The sequence below is a fragment of the Streptomyces sp. ME19-01-6 genome, from assembly GCF_033793745.1.
Lineage (GTDB): Bacteria > Actinomycetota > Actinomycetes > Streptomycetales > Streptomycetaceae > Streptomyces.
The window spans coordinates 422,780-435,030 of sequence record NZ_JARAXF010000004.1; the positions used below are offsets into that span (position 1 = coordinate 422,780).

Consider the following 12,251-nt stretch of genomic DNA (forward strand, 5'->3'; position numbering starts at 1 on the left):
AGGGAATTCCCTCATGACTTCCTCCCCCGAAGAATCACCTGAGTCCGTTGTACGGCACGCCACTGACAACGGTGTGGCCTGGATCACCCTCGACCGCCCGGCCGCGATGAACGCCATCACCCCTGACCAGCGCGAACGCCTGATCTCGCTGCTCGACGACGCCTCCGCCGACCCGGCGGTCGGGGCCGTCGTCCTCACCGCCACCGGCAAGGGCTTCTGCGCGGGCGCCGACCTGCGCGGCGGCGCCCGCGCCAGCGCCGACTCCGGCGGCGGCACTCGGCCGGGCCCCGGGACCGGCGGGGGCGAGCGGGTCGCCGGCGATGTGGCCCGGCTGATCCGGCGTGGGGCGCAGCGGCTGATCGCCGCCGTGCTGGACTGCGAGAAGCCGGTCATCGCCGCCGTGAACGGGACCGCGGCCGGGCTGGGCGCCCATCTCGCCCTCGCCTGCGATCTGGTACTCGCCGCCGAGTCGGCCAGGTTCATCGAGGTCTTCGTACGCCGCGGGCTGGTCCCCGACGGCGGCGGCGCCTACCTCCTCCCACGCCTGATCGGCCCGCAACGGGCGAAGGAGCTGCTGTTCTTCGGCGACGCGCTGTCCGCGGCCGAGGCCGAGCGGATCGGTCTGGTCAACCGGGTCGTCGCGGACGGCGATCTGGCCAAGACCGCCCGCGCGTGGGCCGAGCGCCTGGCCGGTGGCCCGACCCGCGCCATCGCCCTCACCAAGCAGCTGGTGAACAGCTCGCTGGAGGCCGACCGCGCGGCCGCGTTCGCCGCCGAGGCGGCGGCCCAGGAGATCAACATGACCACGGCGGACGCGCAGGACGGCGTCCGCGCCTTCGCCGAGCGCCGCGCCCCCGAATACCGGGGCCGCTGAATACCGGGCCGCCGAAGGGCCCGTAAGGCTTCCTCCGGGCCTTCCCATCTGACGCAGCATCAGATTCAATGGAATCATGATGGGACACGCCGGGATGGCAGCCACCGCGGTCCGCTATCTGCGCTCGGTCGGCTCGCCGACCGCCGCCACGCGCCGCGACGAACCCCTGCCGCGGGCCGCGTCGGCGCCGCCCCGCCCAGGCCGCCCCGCCCTGCGCGCCGTGCGCGCGGACGAACGCCTTCCGCTGGACCCGGCGGAGTTCCGGCGGGTTCTCGGCCACTTCGCGAGCGGCGTCACGGTCATCGCGGCCATCGACGAGGAAGGCCCGGCCGGATTCGCCTGCCAGTCCTTCTCCTCCCTCTCCCTCGACCCGCCGCTGATCGCCTTCATGGTCGCCCGTACGTCCACGACCTGGCCGCGCATCGCCCGCGCAGGGGTCTTCTGCGTCAACATCCTGGGGGCCGACCAGGGCGAGCTGTGCCGAGGCTTCGCGGTGAGCGGCTCCCGGCGGCCGGACAAGTTCGCCGGTGTCCCGCACCGGCCGGCCCCGGTGACCGGCTCTCCGCGGCTCCCGGACGTGCCCGCGTGGATCGACTGCACGGTCCACGCCGTACACACCGGCGGCGACCACCTGGTGGTCGTGGGCCGCGTCCGCGCCCTCGGCACGGACGACCTCGCCGCCCGTTCCGGCCCCCTCCTCTTCCACCGCGGCGAGTTCACCACCCTCGCGCCGCACAGCCAGGACCGCTCGAAGCCCTAGGCGAGGCGCGGGACCTCCTCCCGCTCGCGCCGGATGACCAGGGCCATCAGCGCGGCCACGGCACACAGCGCGCCCGCGCCGTACCAGACCATGTCGTACGACCCGGAGACGTCCCGCACCATCCCGCCGACGAAGGCGACCACCCCCGCACCCACCTGGTGCGAGGCCAGCACCCACCCGAAGACGATCGCGCTGTCCTCGCCGTAGTGCTCGCGGCACAGCGCGATGGTGGGCGGCACGGTCGCGACCCAGTCGAGCCCGTAGAAGACGATGAAGAAGAGCATCGGGGGGTGCACGGTGTCCGACAGGAGCATCGGCAGGAACATCAGCGACAGCCCGCGCAGCGCGTAATAGACGGCGAGCAGCCGCCGCGCGTCGAACCGGTCGGTGAACCAGCCGGAGGCGATCGTGCCCACGATGTCGAAGATCCCGATGACCGCGAGCAGGCTCGCGGCGGCCGTCACCGGCATGCCGTGGTCGTGCGCGGCGGGTACGAAGTGCGTCTTGACCAGGCCGTTGGTGGAGGCGCCGCAGATCGCGAAGGTCCCGGCCAGCAGCCAGAACGGGCCGGTGCGCGCGGCCGAGACCAGCGCGGTGACCGCCCGGCGGGCCGCACCGCGCTGCGGGGCGGGCTTCGGCGCGGGCGGCCCCTCGGCCCCGTACGCGGCCAGGCCCACGTCGGCCGGGTGGTCGCGCAGCAGCAGCCAGACGAGGGGCACGACGGCGAACGCCGCGACCGCCACCGTCACCACGGCCGGGCGCCATCCGTTGTGCTCCACGATCCAGGACAGGGCCGGCAGGAACACCAGTTGTCCGGACGCCCCTCCCGCCGTGAGGATGCCGGTGACCAGGCCACGCCGCTGGACGAACCACCGGTTGGTGACGGTCGCCGCGAAGGCCAGCGCCATGGAGCCGCTGCCGAGGCCCACCAGGACGCCCCAGCACAGGACGAGCTGCCAGGCGGCGGTCATGAAGACCGTGAGCCCGGCCCCTACGGCGATCACCGTCAGCGCGCAGGCGACGACCTTACGGATGCCGAAGCGGTCCATAAGGGCGGCGGCGAAGGGCGCGGTGAGCCCATAGAGCGCGAGATTCACGGACACCGCGAACCCGATCAACCCGCGCGACCAGCCGAACTTCTCGTGCAGGGGGTCGATCAGCAGGCCGGGCAGCGAGGCGAAGCCGGCCGCGCCGACGATGGTCACAAAGGTGGCGGCGGCGACCCACCACGCCCGGTGGATCCTCGGCTGCCGCCGCGTTGGAAGGGGCTGCTCGTCCCGGCCCGGAGTCCCTGGGAGTTCGGTTGTCTGCGTCACCTGACCAGCATCAACGCTTCGACCGGGTCTCACGAGTGGCCCGAGGGACACTATTCGCTAGGATCGGGCCACGAGATGCGCGCTGGAGGCCCGTATGCCCTCATCCATGGACGCCGGGAGGCAGCACCGCGTCGCCGTGCTGGTGCTGCCCGGTGTGATCCCCTTCGAACTGGGCATCCCGTTCAGGATCTTCGGCAAGGCCCGCTCCACCGAGGGCGGCCGCCTCTACGAGGTGTTCAGCTGCACTCCGGAGCCCGGCGAGGTGCCGACGGACGCGGACTTCCCGATCGTCGTCGAGCACGGCCCCGAGGCGCTGGCCGAAGCCGACACCGTCGTCGTGCCCGCCTCCTACGAACTGGGGCCGGTCTATGACGAGGGCAGGCTCACCCCCGAGCTCGCCGCCGCGCTGGCCCACGCCCGGCCCGGCGTGCGCTGGGTGTCCATCTGCACCGGCGGCTACCTACTCGCGGCCGCCGGGCTGCTCGACGGCCGCCCCGCCACCACGCACTGGCGGAGCGTCACCCACTTCCGGAGCCTTTTCCCCTCCATCGCGGTCGACCCGGACGTGCTCTTCGTCGACGACGGCGATGTGCTCACCTCCGCGGGCGTCGCCTCGGGCATCGACCTGTGCCTGCACGTCGTGCGGCGCGATTACGGCGCGGCCGTCGCGAGCGACGTCGCGCGGCGCAGTCTGGTGCCGCCGTACCGCGACGGCGGCCAGGCACAGTACATCGAACGCCCGCTCCCCGAACCGCAGCAGGCGACCACGACGGCGGCGCGCGCCTGGGCCCTGAGCCGCCTGCAACGCCCGATCTCGCTGCGCGAGTGGGCCGGCCAGGAGTCGATGAGCGTGCGGACCTTCACCCGCCGCTTCCGCGAGGAGGTCGGGGTCAGCCCCGGGCAGTGGCTCGTACAGCAGCGGGTGGAGCGGGCCAGGCACCTGCTGGAGGACACCGACCTGTCGGTGGACCAGGTGGCGCGGGACGCGGGCTTCGGCACGGCCGCGTCGATGCGGCAGCACCTGCAGGCGGCACTCGGCGTCTCCCCCACGGCCTACCGGCGCACTTTCCGGCTCACGGCCGACGTCTGAGGGCGGCAGGCGGTTCCACGGGCACCTCGCCGGTCAGAACGTGAGCACGGCCCGCGCCACCCGGCCCGCCCGCGCGTCGTCGGCGGCCTTCGGGAAGTCTTCGACGGGGTAGGTCCGGGTGACCAGTTCGTCGAGCAGCAGACGGCCCTGGCGGTAGAGGTCCGCGTACAGGGCGACGTCGCGCTGGGGCCGGGCCGAGCCGTAACGGCAGCCCAGGATGGCCTTGTCCAGATACATGGAGGACACGAGGAAGGACGCTTCGGCGTCGGCGGGCGGCACGCCCAGCAGCACCGCCTGGCCGTGCCGGTCGAGCAGGTCGACGGCCTCACGGATGAGTCGGGTGCTGCCGACGCACTCGAAGGCGTGGTCGGCGCCGGACGGCAGAACCCCCCGGGCGGCGGCGGCCGAGGCGACGAAGTGCGTGGCGCCGAACTCCCTGGCCAGCGGCTCCTTGGCGGGGTTGGAATCGACGGCGACGATCGGCCAGGCCCCGGCGATCCGGGCGCCCTGCAGCACATTGAGCCCGATCCCGCCGGTGCCGATGACGACGACCGACTCGCCGCGGTCGACCCGGGCGCGGTTGAGCGCGGCGCCGACGCCCGTGAGGACGCCGCAGCCGATGAGGGCGGCCGAGGTGAGCGGGATGTCCTCGGAGATCTTGACCGCCTGCACGGCCTTGACCAGCGTGCGCTCGGCGAAGGCCGAGTTCGAGGCGAAGTTGTACAGCGGCTGCCCGCCGCGGCTGAACGGCCGGCCCGGCCTGCCGATCGCCTTGCGGCACATGGTGGGGCGGCCGCGGCCGCAGTCGGCGCAGGTCCCGCAGTTGGCGACGGTGGTGAGGGCGACATGGTCGCCGGGGGCGACATGCGTGACGCCGGCGCCGACCTCCACCACCGTGCCCGCGCCCTCGTGGCCGAGCACGACCGGGACGGGGAAGGGGATGGTGCCGTCGAGGACGGACAGATCGCTGTGGCACAGGCCGGCGGCGGCGATGGCGACCAGCACCTCACCGGGGCCGGGCGCCCGGATCTCCAGGTCGTCGACCACGCGCGGTTCGGTGCCGTCGAAGATGACGCCTCTCATCACCACTTACCACTCCACTTCTCAGGAAGCCCAGACCAGCGACTGGAGTTCGCTGTACGCGTGCAGGCCGAACGAGCCGCCGTCGCGGCCCACCCCGCTGTGCTTGAAGCCGCCGAACGGCGTCTCCGGGTGGCGCTGGGCGGTGTTGATGCCGACGTTGCCGCTGCGCAGGCGGGCGGCGAGGGCCCAGGCGCGGCCCGCGTCGGCGCTGAAGACGTAGTCGTACAGGCCGTACGGCGTGGAGCAGGCGATGCGGACGGCCTCGTCCTCGTCGTCGAAGGGGAGGGCGACGACGACCGGGCCGAAGATCTCCTCCTGCGCGACGGTCATGTCGGGGGCCGCGTCGGTGATCAGGGTCGGGGCGACGTAGAAACCGGGCTTGACGGCGGGGCGTTCGCCGCCCACCGCGATCCGGGCGCCCTGGTCACGGGCCCCGGCGAGGTACGCCTCGACGCGGTCGCGCTGAGCCGCGGAGATCAGCGGGCCGACGATCGTGGAGTTATCCACAGGGTCCCCGACGATCAGTGACTTCGCATACCGTGTGAGTGCGGCGATGACCTTCTCGTACAGCGATCGATGGACGAGCACACGAGTCGGCGCCGTGCAGATCTGCCCGCTGTGGAAAGACCAGGTCGAACCGACCGCCCCGACCGCCGACTTGACCACGGACTCGTCGGCGTCCCCAAGGACGATGGCCGCGCCCTTGCCCCCCAGCTCCATCAGGGTGCGCTTCATCGAGTGGCCTGCGGATTCGGCGATCTTCTTTCCCACGGCGCTGGAGCCGGTGAAGCTGATCATGTCGACGCCCGGGTGCGCCACGAGTGCCTCGCCCGCGGCCGCGCCCGATCCGGTGACGACATTGAAGACACCGTCCGGGAGCCCGGCCTCCTTCAGCAGGGGGCCGAGCTCCAGACAGCACAGGGGGTCCTGCGGGGCCGGTTTGGCGACGACCGTATTGCCCATCGCCAGGGCGGGGGCGACCTTGCCCGCGAGGTTGGCGAGGGGGAAGTTGTAGGAGGTGATACAGCCCACGACACCCACGGGGCGGCGGACGGCGGCCGCGCCGATGAGCCCGCCGGGGGCGAGGGGCGTGGCGGCCACGGGCAGGGGCGCGAGCGGGACCGTGTCCGGCTCGACGGCGCCTCGCGCGTACCGGCGGAAGCGGTCGGCGGCCGGGGGCACCTGCATGGCCTTGGCGACGCGCATCGTCGCGCCCGTCTCGGCCTGGGCCAGCGGGACCAGGTCCGGGGCGTGCTCGGCGATCAGGGTGGCGGCGCGGTCGAGCACGGCGGCGCGCTCACGGGGGGCGGTGCGCGCCCACCCCTCGTAGGCGTCCCGTGCCGCGCTCACGGCGGCGTCGACGTCGGCCGCGTCGGCCTCCGGGGCGTGGCCGACGGTCTGCTCGGTGGCGGGGTTGACGACCGGATAATGCCCCTGCCCGGGATGCCGCCGGCCGCCGCCGATCCAATGCCCGTACGCCGCCTGCCCGTCCGCCGTCCGCCCGCCTGCCGTGGGCCCATACGTCTTCATCCGCGTGATTCCTTAGGGAGGTTGAGAACGCGCTCGGCGATGATGTTCCGCTGGATCTCGTCCGAGCCGCCGTAGATCGTGTCGGCCCGGGAGAAGAGGAAAAGGCGCTGCGCGTCGTCGAGTCCGTACGGCCGCTCGGCGGTCCACCGCTCGGGGCCGAGCGCGGCCGCGGCGCCGCGTACCCGCACGGCCAGTTCGCCCAGCCGCTGGTGCCAGCCACCCCACAGCAGCTTGGCGACGCTGGGCGCGCCGGGGCCCGATGCCGCGCCCAGCGTCCGCAGCGCGTTCCAGCGCATGGTCTTCAGCTCGGCCCACTGCTCGACGAGCCGGTCGCGCAGTACGGGGTCGCCGGCGGCGCCGGTGCGCAGCGCCAGCCGTACGACCCGGTCGAGTTCCTGGGCGAAGCCGATCTGCTGGGCGAGGGTGGAGACGCCGCGCTCCACGGCGAGCAGCCCCATGGCCACGCGCCAGCCCTGGCCTGCGCCGCCGACGAGGTGTTCCGCGCGTGCCACCGCGCCGTCGAAGAAGACCTCGTTGAACTCGGCGTCGCCCGTCAGCTGCCGGATCGGGCGCACCTCGACGCGGCCTGGCTGGTCCATCGGCACAAGAAGAAAGGAGAGACCATGATGGCGTTGTGAGCCGTCCTCGGTGCGTGCCAGCACGAAGCACCAGTCGGCTTCCTGGGCGAGGGAGGTCCAGATCTTCTGCCCGGTGACGCGGTAGGTGCCGTCGCCCGGGTCGCGGACGGCACGGGTCCGCACCCCGGCGAGGTCCGATCCCGCCTCGGGCTCGCTGTAGCCCTGGCACCACAGCTCCTCGCCGCGCGCGATGGGGGGCAGGAAGCGGGCGCGCTGTGCGTCGTCGCCGTAGGCGAGCAGGGTCGGGGCGAGGAGGTTCTCGCCGATGTGGCCGAGCCGGGCGGGGGCCCCGGCGCGGGCATACTCCTCGGCCCAGACGACCTGCTGGGTGAGGGTGGCGGGCCGGTTGCCGTAGGTGCCGTGCGCACGGTCCCAGCCGAGCCCGATCCAGCCGCCGGCGCCGAGCTCTCGCTCCCAGGCACGGTGCGCGTCCGCAGGGCCCGGCGGGCCGTCGTAACCGGCGCCGGGCCGTCGCGAGCCCTGAAGAGAGGGGGCAAAGGCGCCGGCGACGTGCTCGTTCAGCCAGTCGCGGGCTCGGGTGCGAAAACGTTCGTCCTCTGGTCCGAAAGCGAAGTCCACGGCTTCTCCCGTCTCTCGGCCCCGCTCCCCCAGCTACCGCTGGGCGGTGCCGCCTGCCCGCGGGTGCGGGTCACGCGTTGGGGCGTTGGCCCTTGGCCGCCGCCTTGGCCATGGCGTCGAGCTGCGCGAGCATCGGCATGGGGTCGGTGCCGACCGTGCCCGGGAGGAAGTCGGCGATCTTCTCCGGGGTCCAGGCGCCCTCCGCGTATCCCGCGCGCAGCTCCCGTGGCTGGGCCCAGACCGCGATCTTGGGGCCGGCGATCGTGTAGACCTGTCCGGTGACCTTCTCTTCCCTGGCCCGCTCGCTCAGCAGGTAGACCACCAGCGCCGCCACGTCCTCCGGCTCGCCGATCTCCTTGAGCTCCATGGGCACATTGGCGGACATGCGCGTCCGGGCGACCGGTGCGACACAGTTGGCGGTCACCCCGTATTTGTGGAGGCCGAGTGCGGCGCTGCGCACCAGGGAGATGATGCCGCCCTTCGCGGAGGCGTAGTTGGCCTGCGCGACGCTCCCCTGGTGGTTGCCGCTGGTGAAGCCGATCAGGGTCCCGGAGCCCTGCTTGCGCATCACCGCGGAGGCCGCCCGGAAGACCGTGAAGGTGCCCTTCAGGTGGGTGGCGACGACCGGGTCCCACTCCTCCTCGGTCATGTTGAAGAGCATCCGCTCGCGCAGGATCCCGGCGACGCACACCACGCCGTCGAGCCGCCCGTAGTGTTCGAGCGCGGTGTCCACGATGCGCTGCCCGCCCGCCATGGTCGAGACGTCGTCGGCGACGGCCACCGCCGCTCCACCCGCCGCCTCGATCTCCTTGACCGCCGCCTCGGCGACCTCGCTGGTGGGTTCGCCGCCCTCGATCGACACCCCGTAGTCATTGACGACGACCTGGGCCCCCTCGGCCGCGCAGGCCAGGGCCACGGCCCGGCCGATGCCCCGCCCGGCCCCGGTGACGGCGACCACCTTGCCGCCCAAGAAGTTGCCCACTCGCGTCCCCTCCCGGAGTATCTGACGGTCCGTTAGATTTTTGAGCAGACGCGGCCCGAGTACAACCCCCCGAGCCGAAACCCGTCCGGAAGCCGAACCGAGGAGGCTCCATGGCCCTGCCGCCCGCATTCCACGACATCGCCAAGCGCGTCAACAACTGGGGCCGCTGGGGGGAGGCGGACGAGATCGGCACGCTCAACCTGATCACCGACGAGGTGGTCAGGGGCGCCGCGGCCTCCATACGAAGCGGCCGCCGCATCCCGCTCGCGGTCCCCCTCCAGCAGGACGGGGTGCAGACCGGCGTGATCCCGGGCCGGGTCAACCCGCTGCACACCATGATCGCCGTCAATCTGGAGATGTTCGGCCCGGGCACCGTGGCCACCAGCGACGACGCCGTGACGATGGGCCTGCAGTCGGGCACCCACTGGGACGGGCTGACCCATGTCTCGCACTCGGGCCGGATCTACAACGGCCGCCCCGCCGACTCCATCACCCCCCATGGCCGCGCCGCCTTCAGCGGCATCGACAAGGCGCGGCACATCGTCTCGCGCGGTGTGCTCCTCGATGTCGCCCGCGCGCACGGGCTCGACCGGCTCCCCGAGGGGCACGCCGTCACACCCGAGGACCTGGAGGCCGCCGAGGAGCTGGCGAAGACCACCGTCCGCCCCGGCGACATCGCGCTGGTGCGCACCGGCCAGATCCAGCGCTATCTCGCGGGCGAGAAGCAGGCATACGCCTTCCCCTCACCCGGCCTGTCCCTCCGCACCCCCGAGTGGTTCCACGCCCGGGACGTGGCCGCGGTGGCCAACGACACCCTCACCTTCGAGATCTTCCCCCCGGAGGTGGAGAACCTGTGGATGCCGGTCCACGCCCTCGATCTCGTTGAGATGGGCATGCAGCAGGGCCAGAACTGGAATCTGGAGGAGCTGTCGCAGATCTGCGCCGAGGAGGGGCGCTCCACATTTCTTCTGTCGGCCACACCCGAGCCGTTCGTCGGCGGCGCGGGCAGCCCCGTCGCGCCCGTGGCAGTCCTGTAAGACGGGACCCTGCAGGCCTCTTGTAGGCGGCGATCCTGTAGGCCCACAGCCTTGTCGGCCGCGGCCCCGCACGCCGCGAGGCGAGGGGCGGGTCTGTCGGGCGGCGGCGCGCTCATGCACACCCCGAGCACGGCACGGCGCACCGCCACCCGGCTCCGGCGCCGATGCCCTGTCACGCGCCGGGCAGCGACCCGCACTCGCCAAGGAACCGCGCTGTGAGCACTCGACTCACAGGAATCACAGAGCCCTCGGCGTCCCCTCGCAACGAATCGCTGATCCTAGAGTGATCAAGCCACCACATCACGTCAACACCTGGTCTGGACTTTGTCGACTACGCCCGATTTATGACGGCACATGAGAGCCCGTATGCCCCGTCAGGACCGGTTCTTCATGACTTCCGTGCACCCCGTGACCCTCACGGGTGCTCCGGTCCACCTCGCACCAGATGCGCTTGCCCGCACCCTCCGGATGCCAGCCCCATCGGTCCGCCAGGCCGTCGACCAGCTCAAGACCGCGCCCGTTGGTGGCCTCCTCGCCCGCGCACCGCCGCCGCGGCGCCCGGCCGCTGGCGTCAGCGACCTCGACCCGTACCGTGCCGGAACCCGGCCCTCGGCCGCCCGCGCCGGACCCGCCACCGTCGCCCTGCGCGGGGAAGAGCATGCGCAGCACCGCCGGACAGCCCGTGTGCACCACGGCGTTGGTCACCAGCTCCGAAATCAAAAGGATCAGCGTCTCGGCAAGCGGCTCGTCCACCCCTATCCCGGACCCGGCGAGCCGCGAGCGCGCCCATCGACGGGCCCGACTCACCTCCGCGGGGTCGGGCCGGACCTCCATCTGCATCTGAAGCACCTGCACCGCTCACACCATCCGAACCGGCGGACACATCGCCTCGTATCTCCAAGAGGTCACGGAACGTGACTCTCCCCCAGCTACGACCGCTGGGAGGTACCCCCTTGCGAGACAGCATGGTTGACGTACAGTCACCCCAACAAGCGCTTCGGTCATATTCCAGCGCCAAGGAGTATGCATGGGGCATACTGTGCGACGCGCGCCGTGGGGAGTCGAACATCGGGGCGCCGAGCCTGCGCACCCCGCGCGAGCGGGGCACATTGGCGTGCCCGGAGTCGCCCCATGGGCCACGCCGGGATAACCGCACCCCAAAACCGCTCGCACGCAACGGAGAGTACCGGAGCGCGGGCCCGACTCCACCCTGTGACGAGTCACACCTAGGAAACAACCCGGTATCAACGCTCGGTCACCTCGAAGACCCTGGGGATGTCCCCAGGAATTGCGACACCTGAACAATTCAGGCGTATCCACGAACTCGGGTCACAAACCTCATACGCCGATACGCAGCAGCCCGGCCGCGAGTTCCTCCTCGGCCTCGGCCGCCGTCTGCCACTGCCCGGCCCTGACCCAGGCCCGCTTGAGGTGCAGATGGACATCGGCCTCCCAGGTGAAGCCCATCCCGCCGTGGACCTGCAGACAGTCCCGCGCGTTGCGGACGGCGGCCTCGTCGGCGAGCAGCTTGGCGGCGGTCACTTCACCCGCGTCTTCTGTGACAGCGGCGGCGTAAACCACACTTCTGGCTGTTTCCACACGCACCAGCATCCCGGCGCACAGATGTTGTACGGCCTGGAAGGCGCCGATCGCCCGGCCGAACTGGGAGCGCTCCCCGGCGTGGCGTACGGCCATCTCGACCGTACGGGCCGCACTGCCGAGCTGCAGGGCGGCGGTCAGCAACGCCGCCTCCCGCCTGAGCCGGGCCGTGGAGCGGGGGTCGGCCGGGAACGCGGCCAGCCCCCGCTCCTCCTGGCCCGGACGGCTGCCAAGGTCCAGGCGGTGCAGCGGCGTCGCCGGGTCCACGGACCGTATCGGCCGCGCGGAGCGCGCGAGCCCGGCCGCGGACAGCACGCCGATGCCCCCACCGGCCCCGTCGCCCTCGTCATCACCCTCATCACCCTCATCACCGATCACCAACACGGCATCGGCCGACGCCAAGTGCTCGACCAGGGGCCCAGCCGCGTCCAGCGCCGTGACCACGGCCCGGCCCCCGGCCGCGCCCTCCACCACACCGGCCGCCAGATGCGTCGCGACCAAAGGCCCGGGCAGGAGCGCCCGGCCCGCCTCCTCGAAGACCAGCACCGCCTCCGGCAGGCCAAGTCCCACACCGCCGTCCGCCTCCGCCAGCCGCAGCGCGAAGAACCCGGCCCCGCCCAGCTCCCGCCACAGCGCGCGGTCCACCACGGGCGCACCGGCGTCCACCACCGCCCGCAGCCGCTCCCGCGGAAACCGCCCCTCCAGCAGCTCGCGGACCCCCGCCCGCAGCGCCCGTTGGTCGTCCGTGAGCCGGAAGTCCACG

General features: G+C 72.4%; 11 protein-coding genes. 4 read left to right on the top strand and 7 right to left on the bottom strand.

Annotation, left to right across the window (positions count from 1 at the left end):
* Window positions 1–13 precede the first annotated feature (13 nt).
* Together PV419_RS11885 and PV419_RS11890 are read left to right on the top strand one after the other, a co-directional pair.
* Window positions 14–874, top strand: a complete 861-nt coding sequence (locus tag PV419_RS11885; protein WP_319687940.1) for an enoyl-CoA hydratase/isomerase family protein — start codon at window positions 14–16, stop codon at window positions 872–874.
* Window positions 875–968: 94 nt separating this feature from the next.
* Complete coding sequence (locus PV419_RS11890) at window positions 969–1,634, top strand: flavin reductase family protein (protein ID WP_319688175.1); 666 nt, start codon at window positions 969–971, stop codon at window positions 1,632–1,634.
* Here PV419_RS11890 and PV419_RS11895 read toward each other — a convergent pair.
* Window positions 1,631–2,950 carry an MFS transporter gene (locus PV419_RS11895; RefSeq protein WP_319687941.1) on the bottom strand — a complete coding sequence of 440 codons (1,320 nt, stop codon included), beginning with the start codon at window positions 2,948–2,950 and terminating at the stop codon, window positions 1,631–1,633. The genes PV419_RS11890 and PV419_RS11895 overlap by 4 nt on opposite strands.
* 106 nt (window positions 2,951–3,056) lie before the next feature.
* Here PV419_RS11895 and PV419_RS11900 point away from each other — a divergent pair, with 106 nt between their 5' ends.
* Window positions 3,057–4,040, top strand: a complete 984-nt coding sequence (locus PV419_RS11900) for a GlxA family transcriptional regulator (protein ID WP_319687942.1) — start codon at window positions 3,057–3,059, stop codon at window positions 4,038–4,040.
* Window positions 4,041–4,073: 33 nt separating this feature from the next.
* On the opposite strand, the gene PV419_RS11905 is transcribed toward PV419_RS11900, so the two are convergent.
* The 4 genes from PV419_RS11905 to PV419_RS11920 form a co-directional block, all read right to left on the bottom strand.
* A complete protein-coding gene (locus tag PV419_RS11905) occupies window positions 4,074–5,123 on the bottom strand; it encodes a Zn-dependent alcohol dehydrogenase (protein WP_319687943.1) in 1,050 nt (349 codons plus the stop codon).
* A 21-nt stretch (window positions 5,124–5,144) separates the two neighbouring features.
* Complete coding sequence (locus PV419_RS11910) at window positions 5,145–6,653, bottom strand: aldehyde dehydrogenase family protein (protein ID WP_319687944.1); 1,509 nt, start codon at window positions 6,651–6,653, stop codon at window positions 5,145–5,147.
* The gene (locus tag PV419_RS11915) at window positions 6,650–7,870 is read right to left on the bottom strand and encodes an acyl-CoA dehydrogenase family protein (RefSeq protein WP_319687945.1); all 1,221 of its coding nucleotides are present in this window, start codon (window positions 7,868–7,870) and stop codon (window positions 6,650–6,652) included. The genes PV419_RS11910 and PV419_RS11915 overlap by 4 nt, the downstream gene beginning before the upstream one ends.
* Window positions 7,871–7,940: 70 nt before the next feature.
* Complete coding sequence (locus PV419_RS11920) at window positions 7,941–8,852, bottom strand: SDR family oxidoreductase (protein ID WP_319687946.1); 912 nt, start codon at window positions 8,850–8,852, stop codon at window positions 7,941–7,943.
* 110 nt (window positions 8,853–8,962) lie between these two features.
* Between PV419_RS11920 and PV419_RS11925 the strand changes: the two genes are divergently transcribed.
* The gene (locus PV419_RS11925; protein ID WP_319687947.1) at window positions 8,963–9,889 is read left to right on the top strand and encodes a cyclase family protein; all 927 of its coding nucleotides are present in this window, start codon (window positions 8,963–8,965) and stop codon (window positions 9,887–9,889) included.
* Between the two features lie 342 nt (window positions 9,890–10,231).
* Here the strand turns inward: PV419_RS11925 and PV419_RS11930 are convergent, their stop codons facing one another.
* Together PV419_RS11930 and PV419_RS11935 are read right to left on the bottom strand one after the other, a co-directional pair.
* Window positions 10,232–10,744, bottom strand: a complete 513-nt coding sequence (locus PV419_RS11930) for an ATP-binding protein (protein WP_319687948.1) — start codon at window positions 10,742–10,744, stop codon at window positions 10,232–10,234.
* A gap of 483 nt (window positions 10,745–11,227) precedes the next feature.
* Complete coding sequence (locus PV419_RS11935; protein WP_319688176.1) at window positions 11,228–12,250, bottom strand: acyl-CoA dehydrogenase family protein; 1,023 nt, start codon at window positions 12,248–12,250, stop codon at window positions 11,228–11,230.
* Between the last annotated feature and the right edge of the window lies 1 nt (window position 12,251).